Source organism: Patulibacter ginsengiterrae, assembly GCF_056269115.1.
In genome coordinates this window covers 665048-689312 of the sequence record NZ_JBWDOG010000001.1, presented here as the reverse complement: position 1 = coordinate 689312, position 24265 = coordinate 665048, and the positions used below count along the sequence as shown (strand labels likewise).

General features: G+C 73.5%; 22 protein-coding genes. 7 read left to right on the top strand and 15 right to left on the bottom strand.

Annotated features, from left to right (window positions below):
* Window positions 1–11: 11 nt before the first annotated feature.
* Together ACVUH9_RS02975 and ACVUH9_RS02970 are read left to right on the top strand one after the other, a co-directional pair.
* Entirely contained in the window at window positions 12–929 is a 918-nt protein-coding gene (locus tag ACVUH9_RS02975) for a DUF5996 family protein (protein ID WP_475753790.1), read from the top strand.
* A 155-nt stretch (window positions 930–1084) separates the two neighbouring features.
* Window positions 1085–1255: a hypothetical protein gene (locus ACVUH9_RS02970; protein ID WP_475753788.1), complete on the top strand. Its 171-nt coding sequence runs from the start codon at window positions 1085–1087 to the stop codon at window positions 1253–1255.
* 31 nt (window positions 1256–1286) lie between these two features.
* Here the strand turns inward: ACVUH9_RS02970 and ACVUH9_RS02965 are convergent, their stop codons facing one another.
* Window positions 1287–1739, bottom strand: coding sequence for a hypothetical protein (locus ACVUH9_RS02965; protein ID WP_475753786.1), 453 nt, complete (start codon window positions 1737–1739; stop codon window positions 1287–1289).
* A 47-nt stretch (window positions 1740–1786) separates the two neighbouring features.
* Complete coding sequence (locus ACVUH9_RS02960) at window positions 1787–2629, bottom strand: alanyl-tRNA editing protein (RefSeq protein WP_475753784.1); 843 nt, start codon at window positions 2627–2629, stop codon at window positions 1787–1789.
* 137 nt (window positions 2630–2766) lie between these two features.
* Between ACVUH9_RS02960 and ACVUH9_RS02955 the strand changes: the two genes are divergently transcribed.
* Complete coding sequence (locus ACVUH9_RS02955) at window positions 2767–3051, top strand: lipopolysaccharide assembly protein LapA domain-containing protein (RefSeq protein WP_475753782.1); 285 nt, start codon at window positions 2767–2769, stop codon at window positions 3049–3051.
* A gap of 112 nt (window positions 3052–3163) precedes the next feature.
* On the opposite strand, the gene ACVUH9_RS02950 is transcribed toward ACVUH9_RS02955, so the two are convergent.
* The 3 genes from ACVUH9_RS02950 to ACVUH9_RS02940 form a co-directional block, all read right to left on the bottom strand.
* Window positions 3164–3841, bottom strand: coding sequence for a GAP family protein (locus ACVUH9_RS02950; RefSeq protein WP_475753780.1), 678 nt, complete (start codon window positions 3839–3841; stop codon window positions 3164–3166).
* Window positions 3834–4754 (bottom strand): formylglycine-generating enzyme family protein, encoded by a 921-nt coding sequence (locus ACVUH9_RS02945; protein ID WP_475753778.1) that lies wholly within the window; start codon window positions 4752–4754, stop codon window positions 3834–3836. Before ACVUH9_RS02945 ends, ACVUH9_RS02950 begins: the two co-directional genes overlap by 8 nt.
* 225 nt (window positions 4755–4979) lie before the next feature.
* On the bottom strand, window positions 4980–5363 hold the full coding sequence (locus ACVUH9_RS02940; protein ID WP_475753776.1) for a DUF7144 family membrane protein: 384 nt from the start codon (window positions 5361–5363) through the stop codon (window positions 4980–4982).
* A 314-nt stretch (window positions 5364–5677) separates the two neighbouring features.
* Between ACVUH9_RS02940 and ACVUH9_RS02935 the strand changes: the two genes are divergently transcribed.
* Window positions 5678–6169: a DUF1269 domain-containing protein gene (locus ACVUH9_RS02935; protein ID WP_475753774.1), complete on the top strand. Its 492-nt coding sequence runs from the start codon at window positions 5678–5680 to the stop codon at window positions 6167–6169.
* A 16-nt stretch (window positions 6170–6185) separates the two neighbouring features.
* Here the strand turns inward: ACVUH9_RS02935 and ACVUH9_RS02930 are convergent, their stop codons facing one another.
* Window positions 6186–8876: a winged helix-turn-helix domain-containing protein gene (locus ACVUH9_RS02930; RefSeq protein WP_475753772.1), complete on the bottom strand. Its 2691-nt coding sequence runs from the start codon at window positions 8874–8876 to the stop codon at window positions 6186–6188.
* Window positions 8877–9023: 147 nt separating this feature from the next.
* Complete coding sequence (locus ACVUH9_RS02925; protein ID WP_475753769.1) at window positions 9024–9809, bottom strand: response regulator transcription factor; 786 nt, start codon at window positions 9807–9809, stop codon at window positions 9024–9026.
* 175 nt (window positions 9810–9984) lie between these two features.
* Between ACVUH9_RS02925 and ACVUH9_RS02920 the strand changes: the two genes are divergently transcribed.
* Together ACVUH9_RS02920 and ACVUH9_RS02915 are read left to right on the top strand one after the other, a co-directional pair.
* Complete coding sequence (locus tag ACVUH9_RS02920; protein ID WP_475753768.1) at window positions 9985–11262, top strand: sensor histidine kinase; 1278 nt, start codon at window positions 9985–9987, stop codon at window positions 11260–11262.
* Between the two features lie 36 nt (window positions 11263–11298).
* Window positions 11299–11508 carry a hypothetical protein gene (locus ACVUH9_RS02915; RefSeq protein ID WP_475753766.1) on the top strand — a complete coding sequence of 70 codons (210 nt, stop codon included), beginning with the start codon at window positions 11299–11301 and terminating at the stop codon, window positions 11506–11508.
* 6 nt (window positions 11509–11514) lie between these two features.
* On the opposite strand, the gene ACVUH9_RS02910 is transcribed toward ACVUH9_RS02915, so the two are convergent.
* The 4 genes from ACVUH9_RS02910 to ACVUH9_RS02895 form a co-directional block, all read right to left on the bottom strand.
* Complete coding sequence (locus tag ACVUH9_RS02910) at window positions 11515–12726, bottom strand: hypothetical protein (protein WP_475753764.1); 1212 nt, start codon at window positions 12724–12726, stop codon at window positions 11515–11517.
* A 188-nt stretch (window positions 12727–12914) separates the two neighbouring features.
* On the bottom strand, window positions 12915–13592 hold the full coding sequence (locus tag ACVUH9_RS02905; protein WP_475753762.1) for a TIGR00266 family protein: 678 nt from the start codon (window positions 13590–13592) through the stop codon (window positions 12915–12917).
* A gap of 72 nt (window positions 13593–13664) precedes the next feature.
* Entirely contained in the window at window positions 13665–17318 is a 3654-nt protein-coding gene (locus ACVUH9_RS02900) for an HtaA domain-containing protein (RefSeq protein ID WP_475753760.1), read from the bottom strand.
* 150 nt (window positions 17319–17468) lie between these two features.
* The gene (locus tag ACVUH9_RS02895; RefSeq protein WP_475753758.1) at window positions 17469–17933 is read right to left on the bottom strand and encodes a hypothetical protein; all 465 of its coding nucleotides are present in this window, start codon (window positions 17931–17933) and stop codon (window positions 17469–17471) included.
* Window positions 17934–18271: 338 nt separating this feature from the next.
* Here ACVUH9_RS02895 and ACVUH9_RS02890 point away from each other — a divergent pair, with 338 nt between their 5' ends.
* Window positions 18272–18793: a pyridoxamine 5'-phosphate oxidase family protein gene (locus ACVUH9_RS02890; RefSeq protein ID WP_475753756.1), complete on the top strand. Its 522-nt coding sequence runs from the start codon at window positions 18272–18274 to the stop codon at window positions 18791–18793.
* Between the two features lie 22 nt (window positions 18794–18815).
* On the opposite strand, the gene ACVUH9_RS02885 is transcribed toward ACVUH9_RS02890, so the two are convergent.
* The 4 genes from ACVUH9_RS02885 to ACVUH9_RS02870 form a co-directional block, all read right to left on the bottom strand.
* A complete protein-coding gene (locus tag ACVUH9_RS02885; RefSeq protein ID WP_475753755.1) occupies window positions 18816–19787 on the bottom strand; it encodes a hypothetical protein in 972 nt (323 codons plus the stop codon).
* Window positions 19788–19868: 81 nt separating this feature from the next.
* Window positions 19869–20963 carry a DUF2600 family protein gene (locus tag ACVUH9_RS02880; RefSeq protein WP_475753753.1) on the bottom strand — a complete coding sequence of 365 codons (1095 nt, stop codon included), beginning with the start codon at window positions 20961–20963 and terminating at the stop codon, window positions 19869–19871.
* A 5-nt stretch (window positions 20964–20968) separates the two neighbouring features.
* The gene (locus ACVUH9_RS02875; protein ID WP_475753752.1) at window positions 20969–23533 is read right to left on the bottom strand and encodes an ABC transporter permease; all 2565 of its coding nucleotides are present in this window, start codon (window positions 23531–23533) and stop codon (window positions 20969–20971) included.
* Entirely contained in the window at window positions 23530–24264 is a 735-nt protein-coding gene (locus tag ACVUH9_RS02870) for an ABC transporter ATP-binding protein (protein ID WP_475753750.1), read from the bottom strand. The genes ACVUH9_RS02875 and ACVUH9_RS02870 overlap by 4 nt, the downstream gene beginning before the upstream one ends.
* Window position 24265: the final 1 nt, after the last annotated feature.

Genomic DNA, 24265 nt, shown 5'->3' with positions numbered 1-24265 from the left:
GGATCGAGAGCATGTCCGCCTGGCCCGCCCTGCGGTACGAGGAGTGGAGCGCGACCTGCGACACGCTGCATGCGCACACGCAGGTGCTCGGCAAGCTGGCTGCCGCGCTCGCCCCGCCGGAGCCGCAGCTCCAACACGCCGCCCTCCGTCTGACCGCCCGCGGCTGGGAGACCGCCCCGCTGCCGGCCCCGGACGGCTCGGGCTCGATCGTGGTCGCGCTCGACCTGCACCGCCACGACGTGCTGGTCGAGCACAGCGACGGCGGTGGCCTGGCGATCGCGCTCGGTCCCCACCGGGCCGTCGGCCTGGTCGCCCGCAAGCTGCTGGAGGCGGTCCGCAGCCTCGGTGGGCCGTTCGAGGTCGACATGGCGCCGCAGGAGGTCTCGTGGACCGTGCCGCTCGACCAGGACGAGGAGCACACCCACTACGACCCCGAGCAGGTCGACGGCTACTTCGCGGCGGCGACCCAGGCCGCGATCGTGCTGGCCACGTTCCGCGCCCCCTACCGCGGGCGCTGCACGCCGGTCAACGCCTGGTGGGGCTCGTTCGACCTCGCGGTCAACCTGTTCTCCGGCGAGCCGGCCGAGCCGCCCTCCGGCGACTTCATCATGCGCAACGCGATGGACGCGCAGGAGGTCGCCGTCGGCTGGTGGCCGGGCGACGAGCGCTACGGCGAGGCGGCCTTCTACGCCTACGCCCACCCGGCTCCGCCCGGCTTCGAGAGCGCCAGCCTGGAGCCTGAGACCGCGCGCTGGGAGGCCGGACTGGGGGAGTTCGTCCTCGACTGGAAGGACGCGCGCGCCACCGACGACCCGCGGGCGGCCGCGCTGGCGTTCGCCCGCTCGGCGTTCCAGCACTCGTGCATGGTCTGCGGCTGGGACGAAGCGCTGTCGGCGAGCGCCGACGGCACCCCGCCTCCCGTCCGCTGAGCGGAGCTGCCCGACGGAGGTCCCGAGCGGCGCCCACGCGGAGCGGTCTCGTCGAGACGCGGCTCCGCATCGGTAGGGGCGGCGCCACTCGAGCCGCTGCGGGCGCTGGTTCGTTCGGGTGAACCCGTGGCTGCTGCGGTGCTTGAATGAGCCCTATGGCCAGCGAAGCGATGAACCTCCTCAACCGGGTTCCCCGGGTGGCGTGGTTCGTCGTCGTGGCGCTCGTTCTCGTCGCCCTGCTCTTCCTTGCCGGCGTCCTGTATGTCCAGGGCGGCGAGGTCAGCGAAGGAACGGTGCAGCGCGGCACCCCGACCACAGGGCCGTAGCCGACCCGCGGGAGGCAGGGCGTCCAGCGGGCTAGAACCGCCGCAGACGCTGGCCGGTCAGGGTGAACCCGTGGCCGCTGCGGTTGGTGAACGAGTAGCCGCCGGTGGTCAGCTGCTTGCCGCGGATGCCGCCGAGCACGATCGTGTCGCCGCGGTTGGCGTCCTTCGCCCCGCCGACGCCGTCGATCGTGTCGCGGTAGACCCGGCCCCGCTCGCCGAGCCCGATCGACCGGAGGCCGCGCGGGCCGACGCAGCCCATCGAGGTCCGCTCCTCGCAGGAGCTGCCGGACCAGAGCGCGGAGTAGACGTCGGGACCGCTGCAGGTGACGCTGCCGGCGCCGTGCTCGGAGACGCCGACGACGCAGCCGACGCGACCGTCCCTGAGGTAGGTCCCCTCGCCGGGGTCGAAGCGCACGACGTCGGCGCTCGCGGATGCGGCGCCGACCAACCCGCCGGCCAGGGCGATCGAAGTGGACAGGAGCACGATGGGGGATCGCATGGCTGCTGTCTATCGCAACCACCGACGCGGCGTCAGTTGCCGCGCCGCAGTCGCATCGTGATCGAGCCCGACTCCTCGTCCCGCTCGAGCGCCACCGTCGGCAGATCCTCCGGGCCGACGGCGGGGGCGTGGGTGCCGCCGCAGGCGAACGTGACCGGGACGCCGTCCGCGGTCGAGGACCAGGTCCGGCGCTCGGCGAGTGGGCACTCGCCGGGGGCGACCGTCACGGCGGGACGCTCGGCCAGCCAACCGGCCAGCTTCGCGCCGACGGCGCGCTCCAGCGGCTCCAGCTCGGCGAGCGCGTCGACGACGACGCCCTTCTTGCGCAGCGACTTGCTCACGCGGTAGCGGTCGTCGGAGCCGTCGGTCCGGATCGTGCTGGCGGTGATCGCCAGCGCGTCGAAGTCCGGGGCGCCGAGGGCGTCGTGGCGGCCCGGGTCCTTGCGCCAGGCGCCGGCCTCGGCCAGCGCCTGGTTGAGCGCGAGCGCGGCGAAGTGGCAGACGGAGTGGTGGCGGGAGAGCGCCGCGCGGCGGTCCTCGTCGACCCGCAGCTCGACCTCGTCGCCGACCGCGAGCGTCAGCTCGTCGAGGTGGTGGACGACGCAGGCCACGGCGTCCTCCGGCAGGTCGGGGCCGGCCACGATCGTGCCGTCGGGAAGCAGACCGCCCTCGGCGCAGGTGACGGCGACCGTGCGGTCGGCCACGGTCAGCGTCGCCTCGTCGGCCGGCTGGTCGGGCCAGCGCGGGCTCTCGGGGTGGCACGGCGTGCGCTCGACGACCAGATCGAGGCCGCCGTCGCGTGGGGCGACGGCGAGCACGCGCGTCTGCTCGGAGACGCTGCCGGCGGGGTAGGTGATGCGGGGGATGACGTCCATGGGCTCGATCCGCGACGGTAGCTCGTCGGCGACCGCGCCGGTTCGCGACCGCGCCGATCGCCGACGGCCGGCGCGCCCGGCGGAACCACCCGCCGCGGGTGATCCCCGACCACCCCGCACGTGGCGACGCTCCGGTCATGCCTGCGGACCAGTCGGGACCCGGAGCCGGAAGCGGCGCGCCGCCGAAGGCCGCGAGCAGGCGGCGGTTCAGCGCCCACCAGATGCGGCAGTTCGGGGTCGGTGGGCTGGCCGCGCTGCTGACCATCTTCGCGCTCCTGAACCTCGACGAGGTCAAGGTCAACTGGATCGTGGTCACGTCGCAGACCCCGCTGATCGTGGTGATCGCCGTCGCCTTCGTCGTCGGCGTGCTGGTCGGCCTGCTGGTCGCCCGGTCCCGGAGCTCCAGCCGCAGGCGCGGCTGAGCGGTCACCCGCCCGGGGTGAGCCCCTCGATCGGCGGCAGGTCCTGCGGCGGGCCGGCAGGCGGAGGAGGTGCCGACGGCGGTGACGATCGACGCGGCGAGCGCGAAGGCCGTCAGCCGGCGAGGCCGCTGATCGCGTCGCCGATCAGCTTCGCGCCGATGATCAGGCAGATCACGGCCATGATCACGACGTTCTCGCGGGCCATCCAGGTCCGCAGTCCGTCGAGGATCCGCTGGGCCCGTTCGCCGAGCGCGAAGTAGATCCCCACCGGTATCCCCGGCCCGAGCGTGCCGATCAGCACGAACACGATCAGCGCGACCGCCTGGTCACCGGCGCTGGCCCCGGTCTGGGCGATCGCGGCGGCGGCCCCGACCACCAGCACCAGGTTCTTCGGGTTGACGGCCGACAGCAGCACCGCCATCCCGACCGACTTGACGGGGGTGAAGCCGTCGATCGTCGCCATCCAGGCCGGCAGCTGCGGCGCGTCGTCGCCTCGGGGCCGCCCGCGCCACTGCCGGACGGCGAGCGCGAGCAGCAGCAGACCGAGCACGAGCTTCAGCACGCTGACCCAGGTCGCGGGGGAGCCCTCGTCGCTGGCGCCGGCGCCGCTCGAGAGCAGCAGCACGATCGTGCCCGCCACGCCGAGGCCGACCATCCAGCCGACCAGGAACGCCGGGCCGTTGATCCGGCCCTTCGGCGTGGCCAGCATCAGGACCACCGTGATGATCGGGATCGGGCTGAGCGCGACGCCGACGGCGAGCGAGAGGACGTGGCCGATCGCTTCACCCACGGGGCCCGCCTCGCTCACGGACGACGCAGCGGAAGCCGATGTGGGTCGTCGAGGTGTCGACCGCCTCCGACTGGCGGGCAGCCGGGCGGTAGCGGAGGCAGTAGGACGGGGCGCAGAGGTGCGATCCGCCCTTGATCACGCGGGTCGGGATGCCCTCCTCGGTCGTGGGCCGCTGCGGCGGCGGGGTGCAGCAGGAGCGCGGCGGCCGGTGGCGGGCGAAGCGATCGCTGGTCCACTCCCAGACGTTGCCGCAGACGTCGAACAGCCCGAAGCCGTTGGGCGGGAACGCGCCGACCGGGGAGGTCCCCGCGTAGCCGTCCTCGAGCAGGTTCTCCCACGGGAACCGGCCCTGCCAGGTGTTCGCCAGCATCCGGCCGTCGGGGGCGAACTCGTCGCCCCAGGCGAAGCGGGCACCGTCGAGCCCACCGCGGGCGGCGTACTCCCACTCGGCCTCGGTCGGCAGCGCCTTGCCCGCCCAGGCCGCGTAGGCGACGGCGTCGTCGTAGGCGACCTGCGTGACCGGGTGGCGGTGGCGGCCGCGGACGCTCGAGCCCGGGCCCTCGGGCGCATGCCAGCAGGCACCGGGGACGTAGGCCCACCAGGCACGCACGTCGCGCAGGTCGACTGGGCCGGGGGTCCGGCGGAAGACGAGCGAGCCCGGCACCAGCAGGGCCGGATCGGCGCCCGGGTAGTCGGCGGGGTCGGGTGCGCGCTCGGCGACGGTCACGTGGCCGGTCTCGCTGACGAAGCGCCGGTACTCCGCGACGGTGACCGGGTGCCGGTCGATCGCGAACGGCGCGACGGTCTGCGGGTGGACCGGGCCCTCCTCGGGGTAGAGCTCCTCGCTGCCCATCGCGAACGTGCCGCCCGGGAGCGAGACCATGCCCTTGCGCGACGCGACGCTGGTCTGCATCTGCCGGAGGTTCGGCCTCAACCGGATGAGGGGGCATCACCCGGGCGGGGTGAGGGCTGGTCGCGGGGCGGCGACGAGCTGCGCGAAGACGTCACCGGAGCCCCGCAGCGAAGGACACAGCCAGCGCGTCGACGCTGCGGGGCCCGGTCAGGACGGGCTACCTGGCCGGTTACGGCGAACCTCACGACTGCCCGAGGGCGATCAGGAAGAGGCTGCCGCCGTTCCTCACAGATCGACCTCCCAGTGGACGATCAGCTGGTAGATGACGACGATGTCGAGGACGATCACCAGGATCGCCCAGAGCGGGAACGCGCTGATGAAGGCGAACTGGGCCAGCGCGTTGAGCAGCGCGAAGAGCACGCCGAGCCAGCGGGCCGCGCCGTTGCCGGCGAACAGGCCGATCGACGTGATGATCATCAGCACCGCGATGACCAGCGTGATCCAGCCCCAGGCGGTGAAGTCCCAGACGATGACGCCTCCGCCGCCGCCGACGGTCACCACGTCGTCGTTGAGGATCGCGCCGAGGCCGTAGAGGACGCCGAAGCAGCCGTTGAGGAAGAGGATGATCGCGGCGAACGCGATCCAGCCGTTGAGTCCGGCGCCGCGCACGCCCGGAGGCTCGGGCGGCGGAACGGCGGGGTTGGCAGAACCGGGAGCGGTCGACATCGGCGATGTCCTTCCTGTGGTTGGGCAGCGGACGGGTCCGTCCTTCCTGCACCGTGCGCGGAGCGCGGGTGACGCTGCGTCACCCCGGTCGGGTGACGCTGGCGGCCAACGCCGGGCGCGGGCGCGGGCGCGGGCGATCCGCGGCCCGACGGGGGCGCGCGGAAGGGGGCGGGAGCTCACCTGCGGCGGGTGAGGGCACATCACCCGGGCTGCACGCAGCATCCCGTCGACGACCTCTGACGACCTGGAGCACCACCATGAGCAACCTGATCGCGATCGCCTACCCCGACGTCCAGACCGCCGAGCGGGTGGCGGCGAACATCCACGAAGCGCAGAAGGGGCACCTGGTCGAGCTCGACGACCTCGTCATCGTCGAGCGCCGCGACGACGGCAAGATCAAGCTCCACCAGCCGTCGCTGGCCGGCGCCGGGGCGGTCGGCGGGGCCGCCTGGGGCGGCCTGATCGGCCTGATCTTCCTGGTCCCGTTCCTCGGGATGGCGCTGGGCGCGGCGACCGGCGCCGCGGCGGGAGCGATGACCGACGTCGGCGTCGACGACACGTTCCTCAAGGAGCTCGGCGCGGAGCTCGCCGACGGCGGCGTGGCCGTGGTCGCGCTGATCCGCGACGTCAACCTGGAGAAGGTGCTCGAGGAGGTCAAGATCCCGGGCAAGATCATCCGCTCGTCGCTCGATTCGCACACCGAGCAGTCGATCGCCGCGGCGCTCGCCCGCGCCGGCTCGTCGGCCTGACCGTGGTCCACCGCGCCTAGCGGCCGTTGGCCGACGGCCCCAGCAGCCGCAGTGCGCGGCCCCGGGCGACCGCGTCGCGGCGGTTGTCGACGTCGAGCTTGCGGTACACGTGGCGCACGTGGGTCTTGATCGTGTTGACGGAGACGAACAGCTCGGACGCGACCTCGGGGTAGGGGAGGGTCGTCGGCATGTAGCGGAGCACGGCCAGCTCCCGCTCGCTCAGCGGCTCGGCCAGCGACGCGACGACGGCCGCCGACGAGCGCGGGCCGGGACCGGGGCGATCGAGCTCGCCGAGCAGCTCCCCGACCAGCGAGCGGTGGGCGGTGCCGCGGCGGACCAGCCGCCGGAGCAGCATCCCGACCCGCGACCCGGCGTCGAGCAGCGGCCGCCGGTAGCCGCGCGGCTCGGCCAGGTCGAGCGCGCGCTCGAGCGCCCGCTCGGCCGCGTCGGCGTCCCCGAGCATGTCGCAGGCGAGCGCCCGGTCGACCCAGCCGACGATCTCCACGAACGGCCGGACCTCCGGCTCGGCGAGCAGGAGGTCGGTGATCCGCAGGGCCTCGGCCGGCTCTCGCAGACCCAGCCGGACCGTCGCGGCGGACGCCAGCGCGAGGGCCCCGCCCGATGCCTCCAGCGACCGGCAGAGGTCGGCGGCGCGGTCGTGCTCGCCGAGCTCGAGCCGGAGCCGAGCCGCCACGCCGTCGGTGGCGTCGACCAGCATCTCCGGCAGCTCGTGGCCGGCGTGCGGGGCCGTCGCGCTGCGGAGCAGGCGCAAGCCGGTCTCGGGCTCGCCGCGGACCGCGTGCACGTGGGCGCCGACGATCGCGACCCAGGCGTTGAGCGGGCGGTTGCCGGACGACCCGATCGCCGTCCGGGCGCGGCCGAGCACGTCCTCGGCGGCCTTGATCTCGTTCCACTGCCAGTGGACGACCGCGAGCGCCGCAAAGGCCGGGGCGGCCTGCGGATCCCGATCGGCGCCGCGCAGCGCCGCGAGCGCGACCGCCGCCTCGGCACCGCGGCGGGCCTCGACCAGCCGTCCCTCGATCACGTCGACGATCGCCGACCAGCCGAGGGTCTGGACGGTCAGATAGGCGTTGTCGGCCTCGCCCGCCAGCGCACCGGCCTCCTCGAGGTCCGCGGCGGCTGCGCGCAGGTCGCCCAGCCACAGCTCGGCGACCCCGAGGCTCAGCCGCGCCAGGGCCCGCAGCGACGTCTCCATGTCGCGGTCCCAGCGGTTGGCGAAGACCTCACGGCCAGCGTCGATCGCGGTTCGCGGGTCGACGTGGGCGCTGCCGCGGTAGAGCCGGGTGACCGCGGCGTGGACCTCGTAGCGGCGTCGGCGCTCGACGGGCAGCGCGGGGGCGAGGGTGGCGGCGAGGTCGAGGAAGTAGTCGGCCTCCTCCTCGTCGCCGTCCTCGAGCGCGAGCCCGCCGACCGCGAGCGCGACCTCGGCGTCGTCGTGGACGACCGAGGGCGGAAGCCGGGCGGTCAGCGCCCGCAGCGCCGGTCCGTGCCCGGCCAGCCCGAGCGACATCCAGTGCTCGGCGGCGAGCGCCCCGGCGAACGTCCAGTCCGACGCTTCGCAGGCGTGTCGGATCGCCTCCGCCGGCTGGCCGTCGTCGGCGTACCAGTGCGCGGCGCGCCGGTGCAGCTCGGGGATCTCGGCCTCGATCCGCTGGCGCTGGAGGAACCGCAGGCCCTCCGCGAAGAGCGGGTGGTAGCGGTACGACTCGCGGGGGCTGTCGACGGGCGCGATCAGCAGGTTGCGCCGGAACAGGTCGTCCAGCACGAGGGCGCTGTCGTCGCTGTCGGTGAGGGCGTCGGCGAGCGGCGCGCAGAGGTCGCGGATGCCGACGGTCCGCAGCAGGAACTCAGTTGTCGCCTCGGGCAGCCCGGCGACGACCTCGTCGAGCAGGTAGTCGAGGATCTGGCACTGGTCGCCGGAGAAGGTCGTGGCGAAGGCGTGCGGGTCGTCGTGGCCGCCGAGGCCCAGCGCCGCGATCCGCAGCCCGGCGGCCCAGCCACCGGTCTTCGTCCACAGTTGCTCGACGTCGGCCGGCGTGAGCGCGTCGGGGACGTCGCCGAGCAGCTGGCGGGCCTCGGGCAGGGTGAAGGCGAGGTCGGCCAGGCGGATCTCGCGGAGGTCGCCGGCGACCCGCAGCCGCTGGAGCCGGAGGGTCGGATCGACCCGCGTCGCCCAGACGATGTGGAGGCTGGAGCCGGACTGCGTCAGCAGCGCGTCGACGTCGTGCAGGACGTCGACCGAATGGACCTCCTGGGCGTCGTCGAGGACGAGCACCAGCGGCTCCCGGTGGACGGCGGCGGCGTTGGCGAAGGTGGCGAGGAAGCCGTCGATCTCACCCCGCGGGGGTGGCTCGAGCGCTCCCAGCGCCCCCGGGCCGCGGCCCGTGGCGTGGGCGACCGCGGCGGTCAGGTCGAACCAGAAGCAGCGCCGGTCGTTGTCGCGCGCGTCGAGGGTCAGCCAGGCCACCGTCTGCGGCGGCTGGCGCTGGGCCCACTCGCTGAGCAGCACCGTCTTGCCGGCCCCGGCCGGAGCGGCGACGAGCGTCAGGGGTCGGCGGACGCCCTCGTCGAGCGCCTCGAGCAGGCGCGGACGCGAGACGTTGCGGCCGTCGACCACGGGCGTCAGCCGGGCCGCCACGATCGGCGGTCCGGGGCGCGTCTGGCGTGGCTGAATCGTCGCGTCCATCGTGGTCGCGTCCCGCTTCCGGTAGTCCTGGTCCGTCGAGGCTCGCAGGCGCCGAGCCTCCGGGCAAGGGTGTGGGCACGCCGATCGATGGTGGTGCTGGCACCACCAACAGGGGTCGGCAGCGCGACGAGCGCCGCGGCCGCGGCGCTACCCCACCGGACCCTGGAAGCTCGCGGGCAGGTCGCGCTCGAGGTAGAGCAGGACGGCGGCGACGCGACGGCTGGTCTGCGGATCCTCGGAGAGCCCGAGCTTGGAGAAGATCGAGCGGACGTGCTTCTCGACCGCGCGGACCGTGAGCACGAGCCGTCCGGCGATCGCGCTGTTGTTGAGTCCCTGGGACATCGCCTCCAGCACCTGGGCCTCGCGCGGGGTCAGCTCGTGGAGCGGCGAGTCGTGGCGCGAGCGGCCGTCGGCGAGCAGGTGCCGGACGACGCTCGGGTCGAAGACCGACTCGCCGTTGGCGACGGTGAGGATCGAGGCCTCCAGCTGCTCGGCGTCGTGGAGGTGGTCCTTGAGCAGGTAGCCGCGCCCGCCGCGGCAGTGGTCCTCGAAGACGCTGCGGGCTGCCGACCGCGATCCGACCTGGCTGAGGACGATGACGCCGACCGCGGGCCGCTCACGAGCGAGGGTGCGGGAGACCCGTGCCCCCTCGTCGTCGCCCGACGGGGGCATCCGGAGGTCGGTCAGGACGATGTCGAGCGGCTCGCCCAGCGCGACCTCGAGCAGGGCGGCACCGTTGCTGCAGACGGCGCGCACGTCGATCCGGGGCATCGCTCGCAGCAGCGGCTCGACCGCCTCGCGGATCAGGTAGGAGTCGTCCGCGAACGCGACCCGGACCGGGCGCTGACCGGACGGACCGGGGGACGGGGCGGTGGCGCCCGCGGCTGGCGGCCGGTCGTGGTCCGGGTTGGTTGGTGGCCGATCGCCGGTCATGGCACCGTGAGATCCTCGTCGTGTGCTCGGGAGTTGGTGCGTAGGTGCACGGTAGGGTCGAGCCGTGGACCTCCGTGGTGGTGTCCCATTCTCTCCTCCCTGGGGAGGAGACACAACCGCACGTCTGACGACGGTCAGTCGGTGGGTCGCTCCTGTCGGCGTCGCGGCGCTCGCGGTGACCGTCACCGGCCACCGCCTGTGGGACGTCGTCGGGACCGGCGACCGGATCGGCGTCGCGGTGATCGCGGTCGGGACCGTGGGCGGGGGGACCGTGCTCCTCTGGCGCAGCGAGCGGCGACGGTCGGCGCTGACCGTCGCCTGCACCGCCCTGCTGCTGCTGGCGCTGCTGCTGGCGGTCGGGGCCCTGCGCGGCCGGCTCGGGACCAGCGGTCGGACCGTCGAGGTGCTGTGCTGGATGGCGATCGGCTGCTGGATGCTCGTGCCCTTCGGGGTCTTCGCGATGGTCGTCCACACGGCGGTCGACGCCGAGCGTGCACCGCGCAAGCTGATCGAGGCGCTGGTCGACCAGCCGAGCCTGGCGGAGTGGAGCGTCACGCTCGCCGCGGAGGTCGGGGATCCGGGGTTGCGGATCGGGTACCGCGATCCGGCGTCCGGACGCTTCGTCGACGCCCACGGCCAGGAGGTCGCCCGGCCGGAGCCGGACGACGACCGGGTCTGGGTCCCGATCGAACGCGACGGGCAGCTCGTCGCGGCGCTGGTGGTCGACGCCTCGGTCTCGGCCGAGCACCGCCAGGCGGCGATCGGCGGCACGCTGCTCGCGCTCGACCACGACCGCCGGCGACGGGAGCTGACCGCACTCGGCGTGCGAGCGCGAGAGGCGGGGATCGTCGAGCGGCGACGGGTCGAGCGCGACCTCCACGACGGCGTCCAGCAACGGCTGACCGCGATCCGGCTGCGGCTCGCCCACGGCCAGGGCGTCGACGCCGCGACCCGCCAGGCGACGATGGTCCAGCTGGCGGACGAGGTCGATCGCTCGCTGGAGGAGATCCGGGCGATCGTCGCCGGACGCGCGCCGGAGGCGCTGATCACCCACGGCCTCGCGGCCGCGCTGCGGTCGGGGACCGCCCAGCCGGGGCCGACGGTCGACCTCGAGATCGCGGCCGACGGCCTCTCCCGCCACCCGATCGAGATCGAGCAAGCCGTCTACTACTGCTGCCTCGAGGCGATCCAGAACGCGATCCGGCACGCGGGGCCGGGGATCGCGATCCGGGTCCGGCTCGACGAGGGGCGGCGGGGCCTCTCGTTCACCGTCGACGACGACGGCCCCGGCTTCGGCGACGGGAGCGCGCCCGGGAACGGGATGGCGAACATGAGCGAGCGGCTGCGGACGCTCGGCGGGGTCCTGCGGGTCGAGTCCCGCGAGCCACGGGGCACGCGGGTCACCGGGGTCGTGCCGGTCCCGGACTCCGGGGGGTTCACCCCGGACGGATGACCTCGGGTCACCCGTCCGGACGCGAGCCTGATCTTGGTGGGCGATCGATACGAGATTCGAGTCGCGGGGGCCTTCAGCCGCAGCATGGAGGAGGACTTCGCCGAGTTCACCGCCGCGGTGCGGCCGGCGGAGACCGTGATCCGCGGCGACGTCCGTGACCAGGCCGAGCTGCACGGAGTCCTCGACCGTCTGCAGCAGTTCGGGCTGGAGCTGATCGAGGTCAAGCGGCTGCCCGACGAGGGGTGAGCCGGCCTACGTGGCGGCCGGCGGCTCGGTGGCCGCGGGCGCGGAGGGCGGCGGTTGGTCGGGCGGTTCGCTCGGCCCGTCCGCCTCGGCCACCAGCTGGCGGTGGAGGACCCAGAGCCCGATCGCCAGCAGCACCGCCAGCAGGACCACCGGCCAGAACTTGGCGAAGGCGGTCAGCGGACCCCACGCGGCGGCGGCGAGGTAGACCACGCCGACGAGGCCGTAGGCGATCCCCGGGTGCTCGGTGACCCACGGCCGCAGGAACGTGCGCACCCGGGTCGCCCACCGGCCCGGCCCGACCAGCCAGGCCCCCAGCATCACGACCAGGCCGATCACGATCACGATCACGCAGAGCGAGACCAGCAGCGAGCTGGCGATCTGCCAGATGGCCTCGACCGTCGGCTGCCGCGGGCCGCCGTCGGTCAGCACGGCGACGAGCTCGTGGCCGGCCAGCCGTTGGAGCGCGAGGGTCAGCACCGCGCTTCCGACGAGCGTCACGCCGACGGCCAGCAGCGCCGTTCGGCGGGCGCCGTGCGCGAGCCGGATCGCCAGCGCCGCCAGCAGCAGCGCGAGGATCGCCGGGACCCACGCGAGCGCGTTCAGGATCCCGGCTACCGTCTGCAGCGTCTGCAGCTTGTCGGCCGGCATCAGCGCCACGCGGGTCCGGTCGGCGGGCAGCCCGGCGATCCGGTCGCCGCTGAAGCCGAGCTCCTGGGCGACGTTGGTGGCGACCGGCCGCAGGTCGAGGTAGATCGTGTCGCCGCTCTGCTCGAGGTTCTCGCCCTCGATCAACCGGACCAGCTGCTCCTGGGCCAGCCGGGTCGCCGCGACCCAGGCGTCCTGCACCTTCGCGTTGGCGAGGACGCGCTCGGTCGCCCGCTGGACGGCGTCGCGGGTGGCCGTCGCCGCGACCCCGGAAGCGGCGTCGGTCAGCGGTTGCAGGGCGGGCGGCAGCGAGGCGCCGAGGTCCTTGACCGCCCCGCTCGCCCGCGAGCCGTCGGCGACCTGTCCCGCGATCGCGTCGGCGAGCGGGACCCGGATCGCGTCGTCGCGCAGCAGCGCGGCGCTGGTCTTCGTCCAGTCGTCGGTGTTCAGCAGCTGGCGGTCGACCCACGTGCCGAGCAGCGCCAGCACCGTCAGCAGCGCGACGACGCCGATCAGCAGCCGGCTGCGGATCGGCACGCGGGGAGCGGGGGCCGGAGGCGTGTGGCTGGTCATCGTTGCGGACAGCCGACCGCGGGACCGGATGAGCGGGCATCACCTCCGGAGGATGAAGCGGGGTCAGGCCGGTCCGAAGACGGTCCGCCAGTCGTCCTTGATGCTGATCGTCGTGAAGCCCTCGTCCCGCGCCGCCTCGGCCCCGCCGTGGGCGACGCCGACGCCGCCGGCCCCGCCCGCCGGTGCCGCTAGCTGCGGCTGAACGGCAGCTCCGCGGTCAGCCAGGCGATCAGCTCGCCGGGGTTGCGGGTCTGGGTCCAGAGCCGACCCGGTCCGGTGAACTCGAAGATCAGGCCCTCGCCGGACTTCAGCGTCTGCATCAGCCCGCCGGTGACCTTGCGGGTGGTGTAGGTGACGCCGTCGTCGAAGGCGACCATGTGGCCGGCGTCGACCACCATCGACTCGCCCGCGGCGAGGGTGACGACGTCGAGCGCGCCGTAGCAGGCGGCGACGACCTGGCCCGTGCCCTCGGCGCGGACGAGGAAGCCGCCCTCGCCGCCGACGAGGTTCTTGAAGCCACCCCACTTGGTGTCGATCTCGACCCCGTCCGACGAGCAGAGCCAGCCGCTGCGGGCGAGGTTGACGCCCCCGTCGACCTCGATCACGCAGGCGTCGCCGGGCAGCCGCGCGGCGCAGTCGACCCAGCCACCCTGGGGGCCGGCGGTCAGGCGGGTGATGAACAGCGACTCGCCGCCGAGCAGGCTGCGCTTGAAGCCCTTCATCAGGCCACCCTCGGCCTTGGCCTCGACGGCGACCCCGGCCGAGGTGGCCATCATCGCCCCGGACTCGGCGCGGACGCCCTCGCCGGCGGCGAGGGCGATCCGGGCGACGGCGAAGGCGGGGCTGTGGCGGATGTCGACGTTCACGAGGACCTCGGTTCGGGCGGGACGGTGGGAACGGGTCCGAGCCTAGCCGCCGGCTGCCCGCCCGCCGAGACCTCAGCGGATCCGCAGCCGCACGCTCTCGGCGACGACCCGGCCGGGCGAGCGGACCGTGACCGAGGCGGTCAGCGTCCCGCGGTGGCCCCGGAGCGCCCGCAGGGCCGCGCCCGGGAGCTTCGCGCGCAACGTCGCCCGGCGCCCGGTCGCGATCCTCGCCGGACCGGTGATCCGGGCCACGAACGCGCGGGAGCCGATCCGGACGACCGCGATCCGCGAACCGGTCAGGCGGCAGGGACCCGTCCGGCAGCTGACGGTGGCGACCGTCAGCCGTCCGGTCCGGCGCTCGACCCGGCGGAGGCCGCGCGGCTTGGCGATCCGCGGCACGGCCTTCGCCGCGGGCGCCGGCTTCGGCGCCGTGGTCGGCGCCGGCGTCACGGGCGGGACGGGAAGCGCCACCGGCGGATCGAGCGGGGTCGGTGCCGGCAGCTCGGGATCGGGGTCGGTGCGCCCCGTGACCCGGACCACGAACGACTGCGGCCGCTTGTGGGGGTCCGCCGCGCCGCCGGAGGAGTACCAGTACGACGCGAGCCCGGTCTCGTGGTGGAAGGCCACGAACGCCTGCGGCCACGCGCCCCAGCCGGGGGTTCCGCGGTCCTGCGCCGTCCCGCCCGCGGGGACCTCGACCGCGACGCCCTCGTAGTCGGGAGCGATCGTCACGGTCCCACCCGGCTCGACCTTCGCGCCGGAGAAGCTGGCGATCACGACCCCGGGCGCGGGCGTCACCGGGTGGCGGTCGGCCGGATTCGACTGCGACGCCCCGTAGCCGGAGAGGTCCCCGGTCAGGCTGCCGCGGCCGGACGGGTCGATCGTCAGTCGCGGTGCGGTCACCGTGAAGGGCACGAGCCCGCCGTAGAGGTTGACGCTGAACGCGCCGGTCCAGCTGATCGTGGTCGTGCCGTCGGGGGCGATCGTGCCGCGGCCGCCGGTCAGCCGCACCAGCTGGCGCCCGCCACCGCTGGTGTGCGCGCCGCGGGTCGCCCAGGTGGCCGCCCGCTCCGCGCCGTCGCCGCTCACCTGGGCGATCCGGACCCCGGCCGCGCTGGCCCGGTAGGCCGTCTCGCTGCCGTCGGACGGGCCGGCGGAGAAGTAGCTCGGCGTCCGGTTCGGGGCCATCCGCTGGAGCTCGTCGGAGCCGGTCCAGTCGAGCTCGACCCCGACCAGCGCCCGCGCCTCGTTCCGCTCGGGGGTGACGGTCAGCGTCGCGATCCGGGAGTAGATCGTCGCGACGTCGTTCTGGAGCCGGGCCCGGAAGTGGCTGCCGGACTGGTCGAGGTTGGTGTCCGGCACGACGAGGCGGTTGCCGTCGACCCGGAAGTTCTCGTCGCCGCCGTCGATCGTCTGCCAGAAGCCGCCGACCCGCCGCTGCCACGCCACCGCGGGCTCCGGGTGGCCGTTGGCGAGCACCTCGAAGGTTGCCGGGCGCCCCTCGACGACCGACGCGTCGAGCGGGTCGAACGTGACCCGCGGCGCGTAGTCGACGCCGAGGGTCGCGGCCGCCGAGGCGTTGCGACCGCCGGCGTTGGCGTAGACGGCCCGGTACTCGCGGCCGCCGGCGGTGCGATCGGCCGCGACGGTCAGGGTCTCGCCGGTCTCGCCCGCGACGTCGACGAACCGTGAGCTGCCGGGGAGCTTGACCTGCCACTGGCGGCTCGGCGCCGGGTCGGCGGTCGCGGTCGACGTGAAGGTCACGGTCTCGGCCGGCTCGTCGGCGGTCAGCGTGACCTGCCGGTCCTGCGGATCGCCCGTCACGGTCGGGGAGATCCCGGCCCGGGTGAAGCGGGCGAAGCCGTAGGCGTAGTTGACGAGGTCGCCCGGGGTCCCGTCGCCGGACTGGGCGTAGAGCAGGTGGCCGGCGCCACCGACGAGCGGTCCGCCGCGCTCGTGGCGCTCGCGGAAGAACTGGTCGGCGATGAGCCGGCCGTCGCGGACCCCGACGATCCGCTGCGACTTCTGGCCCCCGAACCAGAAGCTGCCGTCCTCGGGATCGGCGGCCCCGTACGGCAGGCCGTCGAAGATCCCCAGGTCGAGCAGCGGGCGGGCCACGATCGGTCCGCTCGCCGGCGTCACGTCGATCTGCTGCACGCGCGCCGCCACGACGGTGCCGATCGCCTGACGGCCGAGCACCACCTCGCCGTTGGAGCCCGCGACGGCCGGGACGTCGAACATCTCGCTGCTGACGTTGGGGAGCTCGGTCCCGGCGACCGGCTGGACGGTCGCGGTCCCTCCCGGCTCGGTGACGATCCGGTAGGCGCCCGGGACCGTCGTCGGCACGGTGACGGTCGAGTTGGCCGGGAACTTGGTCTGGATCGTCCCGAGGATCACCAGCGATCCGTCGCTGGCGGCGACGCCGGTGGTGCCGTAGCCCCGGCGGTTGAGGTTGGTCGGGAAGCTCGGCAGGGCGTAGGTCCTCTGCGTCCAGCTGTTGCCGTCGGGGGCCGGGAGGTAGGTCTTCAGCTGCCAGAGGTGCTGGTCGTAGTCGTTGGCCGCGATCCCGTTGGGGACGGTCCGCTCGACCTCGAACGCGCGCTGGCCGACCGGGTCCCAGCGCAGCTCGGTGTTGAGGTTGGCCGTCGGGATCGGGGCGTCGAGGCTGCCGCGGACGTAGGCGCCGAGGCCCCGGTCGTAGCGGATCCAGGCCCGGACGTCGGGCTGCGACGGGTTGCGGGTGTAGAGCCGGCCGCTGCTGGTGTCGTTCACGATCAGCTGCCCGAGGCTCTGGGCCTGGGGCAGCACCAGCGGCGCGCCGAGCGGCTGCATCGTGTCGAGGTCGAACGCCTGGTACGTCCACTGGCTCTGCCCCTCGACGGTCCCCAGGACCCGGTAGTGCGCGAGCCGGTGGACCGGATCGACGGCCCAGGTCTGGTAGTTGCTGGGGAGCACGGGCGGGACGGCCAGGGCGTTCTGGTCGAGCGTGAGCTTGATCGTGCCCGGGGCGTCGAAGCTCTCCGAGAGGTCGGGCGCGCCGCCGGGGCCGGTGTAGGAGAAGCCGACCGGGTCGAGCACGGCGCCCGGCTGGTAGTTGCCGCCGAAGACCTCGGTCGACGCGGCGTTGGTGGTGGCGCGGATCCCGGACCAGGTCGTGGTGCCTGCGGCGACGGTCGGCGTGGCGCCGTCGAGCGCCAGGTTCACGATCTCGACGCGTCCGAAGTCCTTCATCCGCCAGGTCTCGAGCTGCCGGCTGTCGGCCTCGGCGGAGATCGTCGCCGTGTCGCGGCTGATCGTCACGACCGGGTCGGTCACGGTCGCGTCGAGCAGGTAGATGTCGAGCGGCCCGTCGTACCCGGCCGGCGGGCTGCCGAGCTGGGGGTTGTCGGGCGAGAAGTACTTCTTCCAGCGCACGCTGCCCTCGTACCGCAGGATCGTCGTCCGGGTCGCCTCGTCGTAGCTGCCGGAGGCGAACCGCCAGCCGACGTCGTAGCCCGCGGTGCTCGAGTCCGGCACGATCGTGGCGCCGTCGCTGACCACCGGCTGGCCGGTGTAGACCCGCCACGACTGCTTGAAGCCCCACTTCAGCGGCGGGGCCTCGGTGATCGCGACCGGATCGGCCGATGCGGGGCCGGCCACGGCGCCGAGGCCGACGGCGACGAGCAGGACCGCGAGCATCGTCCGCCAGGTGCGGGCCCGGTGGTGGGCGGCGCGAGGATGCTCCACGGGGGTCGGTTGGTGAGCGGGGGAGGGTGCTGGGCGGAGGGGCATGCTGACTCGTCCGTGGGAGGGCAACGGTGAACGACCCCGCCGCCCGCCGGGTTGGGGCGGGCGGCGGTGCGGGGCCCGGAGATCAGGGCCGCGCGGGGTGGGGGACTAGAACGTGAGGTCGGCCTTCTCGGAACCGATGTGCACGGGCGGGAGGCCCGGGGCCAGCTGGTAGTACGACGCGACGATCGCGCACGGGTCGGTGCCGAGGTCGGCGTCGCAGCTGGTGGTGGCGAACAGCGGCGAGCCGCCCCCGAACGAGAAGTCGGTGAAGGCGTTGTCGACGGTGATCGACCCAATACCCGGGCTGATCGGCGTGAAGCCGAGGCTGCGGCCACTGGCGCCGTTGCAGTCCCGGCCCCAGTTCGCCGGCGAGCTGGAGACGTTGCACTCCGCGAGCGTGAAGTGCGTCGTCCCGGCCGGGGCCGACGAGACCGTGGCCATCACGAGCTGGTCGTCGACCGGGGTGGAGGAGTCGAGCACGATCGTGGCCTGGGCGGCCGAGGCGCCGAGGGCCAGGGTCGCGACGGTCGCGACCGTCGTGGCGGCGATGCGGCGGGTGAAGCGAGACATGTGGGACGTCCTTGTTGGTACGGGGTTCTGCGGGACCGGCTGGCCACGCGGAAGTTAGGTTACCCTACTTTGCCTCGTACATTAGGAAGACCTAATCAGATATCCGTTGAGGGTGGTCGTGCGGGTCGGGTGGACGGCTGTGGTTGCCGGCGCAACCGGTGGCCGCGGTCGCGGCGAGTGGTCGCGACGCGGGTCGCTTCGCGATGGGTTGTCCACCGCAGCGGCGACGATCCGTCGCGCAGTCCGGCAAACCGGTCAGCGGGGCCGGGCGTCGATGAGTTCCGCGCGTTCGTCGCGTCGTTGCCGGTAACCGCCCGGTCGATCTGAGGAGTCCTGTGATGAGCACCACCAACGAGCACCCCGTCGGCGAGGTCGACGAGCGATTCAGCGACCCCGCCGCGGCTCCGACGCCGTGGCCTGCGGCGATCGGCGCGCTGGAGCAGGCCGAGCTCTACTGGCTGACGACGGTGCGTCCCGACGGCCGGCCGCACGTGACGCCGCTGATCGGCGTCTGGCACGACGGCGCGATCCACTTCTGCACCGGGTTGAAGGAGCAGAAGGCCCGCAACCTCGAGCACGCACCCCACGTCGCGTTGACCACGGGCACCAACACCTGGGCGGCGGGCCTCGACGTCGTCGTCGAGGGGCGCGCCCGCCGGATCAGCGACGACGGCCTCCTGCGACGGCTCGCCGACCGCTGGCACGAGAAGTACGGCGACGACTGGCGGTTCGAGGTCCGCGACGGCAACTTCGACGGCGGCGGAGGACCGGCCGGCGTCTTCCGGATCGAGGCCGACAAGCTGCTCGCCTTCGCCAAGGCCCCGCACGCCCAGACGACGTTCCGGCTGGGGGCAAGCTGAGCGCCCGCGGGGAGGCGGACTGCTAGCGCGGCAGCCGCTCGTCGCTCGAGCGCAGCGGGTAGCTGCTGCGCGGCGAGCGCACGATCACGCGGTAGCGGGCCGACTCGTTGCGGCCGGCGGTCGCGTCACCGACGCTGAAGCGGTTGGTGCCGGCCTTCCCGCAGCGGGCGATCTCGCGCACCAGCAGCGAGCCGAAGCTGGCCCGCCGCCGGATCTGGACGACGTACGGCACGGCGCGGCGGAGGGTCACCCGGACGTTGATCCCGCGGCGCCCGCGCTTGGTGGTGCGGATGTCGTAGAGCGGGCTGATCCGGTACGGCTTGCTTCCCGCGCCGACGCAGGAGCCCAGATCGACGTTCGCGCGGCTCGTGCCGTTGCCGCTGGAGGAGGGGGAGGACGCACCCGGCCGGGAGACCTTGGGGCAGCCGCTGACGCTGTCGAACAGGTCGACGGTGATCGTCCCCGTCGACCCGACGGCGCACGAGATCCGCTGGGCGCACCCGTCCGCGGCCAGGACCGTGCCCTCGCCGCCGTTGATGCGAACGGCGACCGGGATCCAGGCGCAGATCCCGCTGCCGCCCTTGGCCTTCGCGTTGAAGTTCACCAGCGACTGCTCGCCCGGGAACGCGGCGTCGATCACCACGTCGCGGAAGGCCCGCATGTCGCAGCGCCAGGAGGCGAACGGCTCGCCGGTGCCGGGGCAGCCCTCGGGGCCGGCGAGCGGCGGCGCCTTGTGGTCGACCAGCCACAGGCACGGGACCTTGCTGCCGGCGAACGGGCCGCTGGCGGCGGGGTCGGCGGCGCAGCGGAGGTGGGGGAGGACGTTGACCGAGTCGCTGCTGCCGCGCAGCGACCAGCTCAGGCTGCGGGAGCCGTCGGGGTGGGCCTCGACCGTCAGCGGCGCGGTCGGGGCGGAGGCCGTCGCGGGCGCGGCGACGAGCGCGCCCGCACCGAGCAGCGACACCAGGAGCACGAGCGTCCGAACGAGCAGCACGCCGTTACGGTAGGCGATGGGCGGGGATGGGGGTCGTAGGTCCACGGATGGTCGAGGGTCGCGGGAGTGGGTGGGACCGCGCTAGTGGGCTTGCTGGCGATAGCTGACCCGCCAGAACCGGAGGATCGGGGTCAGCCGCCGGGTCAAGGGGCCACCGGCGTGAATCAGCTCACGTGTGCTGGCGGACAGCGGTTCGCTGCGAGCGTCGTCTCGCGACAGGAACATCGCGATCATCATCGAGACCAGCACGACGTGACGCTCACCCTCGCGCAGGGCGAGCGTGCCCCGCAGCGAGCGATCGATCAGGTGGCCGATCCGCTCGACCGCGGTCTTCCGGTCCGGATAGAACCCGATGAAGCTGACGTGCCCGGTCACGGCGTCATCGAACTGGTCGGCGTAGCTGTCGAGCATCGTGCACAGCATCTCGACCCACGTGTACGCGGCCGCCGCCGCGTGGAGGTCGTTCGCCGTGGTCCGGGGATCCGCGGCCAGCGTGAGCAGGGCGATGACCGTCAGGGCCGAGCCGGGACCCGCCGCGCGCTCGAACCACGTCGCCCCCTCCGCATCGACGAGATCCTGGCGCGCGAACTGCTCGAGAGCGTGGTCCCGGAGCCGTTGGTCGGGAACGTGGTGGGTGTCGAGCGAGCAGGCGAGCTCGGCCCGTCGGACGAGCAACGGTCGGGCCTCCGCGTAGTGCGCGAGCCTCGCGCAAGCGCTGCGACAGGTCGACGCCAACGCCGCGAGATATCCGCCATCGTCGGCGGTCCCGGGAGAGAGCGGGCGATCGAGATCCACCGCCTCGACGAGCGCCTGCATCACATCACCACCGGTCGGAGACGTCGACCCGGCCTCGTCCTCGCTCCGAACGTCGAGCAGGTTCGCCAGCACCTGGAAGGCGACGAGCAACCGCAGCAGGTTGGGATCACGGCGGCCGGGAACGCTCCAGAAGCGCGCCGCGCCCTCGACGATCGCGCGCTTCGTCACCAACGAGTCCAGCGCTTCCTGCCTGCGCGAAGGGTCCTGGATCTGCTCCGCGCGCCGTCTCCATCGGGCGACTTCAGCGTCGACCGCCCGCAACCCCCAACCGAGCTCCCGGCCGGTTGCGGCAGCGAGCGCGCGGAGCTGCGCGCACGAGAGCGACGCAGGTTCGCTCGCGTTCGGATGCGGGCGGACCACGATCGTCAGCCTCGGAGCGACGGTCGGACCCGAGCGACCAGGTAGCCGGGAACCGCGATCACGAGCAACGACGCGCCGACGACGAAGGCCAGGCTCCAGCCAAGGGTGCCCAGTTGGATTCCCTGAACGACCGGGAAGCCCGTCACGGCCTGCACCCCGCGGGTGGAGAGGATCTGGCCGGGTATCGCAAAGGCCGCGCCGGCCAGGCACCCGGTGACGATCAACGTGCCGCCTTCCACGAACAGCGCCCCCCACATGCGACGCGTCCTGTGCCCGTCGAGCTTCTCGCGCGCGACGATCCGACGTTGCTGCCAGAGCAGCCCGGCGATCGTGGCCGCCATCGCCAGGATCGCCGCCACCAGGGTGAGCGTCGTGACCTGGCTGAGGCGCGTGAGTCCGTTCTGCGCCGAGGCCTGCTGGCGCTGGCTTCGCGCTGCGGAGGTCTCCACCCGCAACGCCGTCTGCGGCCCGAGCCTGGCCGCGACCGCATCACGGCCCTGCTTCGGCGAGACACCAGGGGCGAGTTGCAGATGGATCGCACTGGCCGTGGTGCTTCCCCAGCCTCGCGCGTAGTCCCGCGAGCTCAGGGCGATCGCACCGCCTGGCCACCCGAGGTTGGTGGTGAGCGCCGCCACGCGCAGCACGATCGGATTCGGGGCCGGGAGCCTGACGCGATCCCCCGGGCGCAGGCCCTGCGCCTCGGCGAGGCCGCGGGAGATCGCTACCCATCCTCCCTCCCGCAGGCGCGAGCTGGCCTGGTCGACGTCACCGTCGAGGATCTGCTCGGCGGGTACCGGTGGGGTACGCCCGTCGGGCGGAGCCATCACCCAGGCACGTTGCCCGGCGATGTCGAGGAAGCCCGACCGGTAGACCGAGACCGCGCGAATTCCTGGCGTGGCTTCGAGGCCCCTGATGTCGCTCGGGCGGAACGTGCTGGAGGCGAACTCGTCACCCGCGCCGTACGGCGAGACCCAGAGATCCGCCGACGCGCTGAGCTGCGCGCTCAGACGGTCGAGCCCGGATTGCAGGTTCTGGCGCGCGCCTTCCAGCGAGACCGCTCCGAAGACGGCGATCGCCCCGGTGGTCGCGATCGCCAGCGATCGTACGCGCCAGTCGCGGGCACGCAGCTGCGGGAGAGCGAGCTGGACCACCGGGATCCATCCCCCGCGGCCGCAGCGATTGATCCGCGCCAAGAGCCCGAGAGCAAGATCGAAGATCGTCGGCAGGAGCAGCACGAGGGCGAGCGCCAGCACGACCAGGCCGATGACGGCGGCGTCGGGGGCGAACGCGGAGAGCAGGAGCGAGCCGACGAGGCATCCGACTCCGGCGATCCGGCCGAGCGACGCGCGGGGTGAGGCCCCGGTTCGCGCTTCGCGCCGACGACCAGCGGTTCGGGGCACGAGCAGCTGTCGCAGCGGCGTCAGCACCCCGAGCGCAGCCGCCACCAACCCGCCGCCGAGGGCGATCGCGACGCTCGACCAGGTGACGATGCGCTGGTCCCCGATCGGGAACGCACCGCTGAGGAAGCTCACGTCCGAGCGGAAGCCCTGTCGCGACAGCAGGTCGCCGAGTCCCAGCCCAACGGCGCCGGCGACGGCCCCCAGCATCAGCGCATCCAAGAGGACGATCTGGATCACCTGAGCGCGTCTGAAGCCGGAGCGCCGCAGATCGTCGGCCAACGCGATCCTGCTTGCGGCGGTGACGAGCATCGCGCAGAGCGCGAACAGGAACCCGACCAGAGCGCTCAGAACGCTGAAGAGCGTCGTCGCCTGGTCGGTCGGCGCAGCCGCCGAGGCGAAGAGGCGCGCTTCGTAGTCGGTCGGGACGACGTTGAGCCGGCCGCCCGAGATCCGCTCGAGACCGGACCGCACCTCCTCGAGCCTCCCGGGAGACGCCTCGACGAGGATCCGCGTGTAGCGCCCCTCCATCCCGGCCAGCTCCTGGGCGAAGCGCAGGGGAGCCAGGGCTATCGTGGCGTCGGCCAGGGTGCCGATTCGATCTCGACCGAAGATTCCGACTGGCGCTGCTGCCGTGCGGCCTGCGATCTGCAGGCGCGCGACGTCTCCGAAGCGCACGCCGACCGAGGCAGCAACCGGCTCGGGCAGGACCAACGTCCGCTGGGTGGCCGCCGCGCTCCCCGCCATCCCCTGTAGCAGGGAGCCCCGAAGCTCCAGGACCCGCGGGTCGGCGCCGAACAGCGTCACCCCGCGCTTCCCCCGCGGACCGAGGAGATTGACCTGGACCTGGACCATCGGGGCGCTCGTCCGGACCCCCGGGAGCCGGCGAACCTGCTCGGCGGTACGTTCCGGGAACCCCTCCGATCCGTGTGCGAGGACCTGGAGCTGGGAGTTCCCGGCAATCCCGTCCGCGAGCTGCTCGACCGACGCCGACAAGCTGGTGCTCGCGATCTGGGAGGCGAAGAGCAACGCGACGCCTACCGCGATCCCGACCGCGGCCAACAGCTCCTGCGGCCAACGGCGGCGAAGTCGGATCCAGTAGAGACGCCAGACGCCGGAGTACCTGAGGCGGCCCCGCGGTGGCAGCGGCCCCTGCGTGCTGAGGACGCTCACGATCTCGCTGCGACCGCTGGACCGGTCTCCGTGAGGAGGCCGTCCTCGAGCGTGAAGACCCGGTCGGCGTACTCGATCGCGTGCGCGTCGTGGGTCACCAGCAGCGTGGCCATCTGCCGGTCCTGGGTCATCGACCGCAGGAGCTCCAAAACCTCGTGGGTGCGCTTCGTGTCGAGGCTGCCCGTCGGCTCGTCGGCGAGGACCACCCGCGGATCGACCGAGAGCGCTCTCGCGATCATCACCCGCTGCCGCTCGCCTATCGACAGCTGGTCGGGACGGTGCTTCAACCGCTTGCCGAGACCGAGCTCCTCGAGCAGCTCGGCGGCCTGCCGGTGGGCCTGGCGGGCCGTCATTCCGGCGCCCAGCAGCTTGAGGGACGCGTTGTCGAGGGCGGACCCGCCGCCCATCAGCTCGATCGACTGCAACACGAAGCCCAGCTGGTGCATCCGGTAGTCGGCGGCGTCGTTCTCGGAGAGGGCAGTCACGTCGCGGCCGTCGACGTAGACCGCGCCCCTGTCGGGCCGCAGCACCGAGGCGGCGATCTCCAGCAAGGTCGACTTTCCGGACCCGCTCGGGCCGAACAGCGCCACCAGCTCCCCGGCCGCCACCTTCAGCGAGACGCCGTCGACGGCGCGGACGAGGTCGTTGCCGCTGGAGTAGTGCTTGACGACGTCGCGGAACTCGAGTCGGACTGGACGCTCCGGCGCGTCGTGGCGAACATCGCTCGACACG

Coding starts and splice junctions, on each gene's coding strand:
- ACVUH9_RS02975 (WP_475753790.1), top strand. CDS start 12: ATGTCCGCCTGGCCCGCCCTGCGGTACGAGGAGTGGAGCGCGACCTGC.
- ACVUH9_RS02910 (WP_475753764.1), bottom strand. CDS start 12,726: ATGACCAGCCACACGCCTCCGGCCCCCGCTCCCCGCGTGCCGATCCGC.
- ACVUH9_RS02895 (WP_475753758.1), bottom strand. CDS start 17,933: ATGTCTCGCTTCACCCGCCGCATCGCCGCCACGACGGTCGCGACCGTC.
- ACVUH9_RS02970 (WP_475753788.1), top strand. CDS start 1,085: ATGGCCAGCGAAGCGATGAACCTCCTCAACCGGGTTCCCCGGGTGGCG.
- ACVUH9_RS02935 (WP_475753774.1), top strand. CDS start 5,678: ATGAGCAACCTGATCGCGATCGCCTACCCCGACGTCCAGACCGCCGAG.
- ACVUH9_RS02945 (WP_475753778.1), bottom strand. CDS start 4,754: ATGCAGACCAGCGTCGCGTCGCGCAAGGGCATGGTCTCGCTCCCGGGC.
- ACVUH9_RS02890 (WP_475753756.1), top strand. CDS start 18,272: ATGAGCACCACCAACGAGCACCCCGTCGGCGAGGTCGACGAGCGATTC.
- ACVUH9_RS02925 (WP_475753769.1), bottom strand. CDS start 9,809: ATGACCGGCGATCGGCCACCAACCAACCCGGACCACGACCGGCCGCCA.
- ACVUH9_RS02955 (WP_475753782.1), top strand. CDS start 2,767: ATGCCTGCGGACCAGTCGGGACCCGGAGCCGGAAGCGGCGCGCCGCCG.
- ACVUH9_RS02960 (WP_475753784.1), bottom strand. CDS start 2,629: ATGGACGTCATCCCCCGCATCACCTACCCCGCCGGCAGCGTCTCCGAG.
- ACVUH9_RS02930 (WP_475753772.1), bottom strand. CDS start 8,876: ATGGACGCGACGATTCAGCCACGCCAGACGCGCCCCGGACCGCCGATC.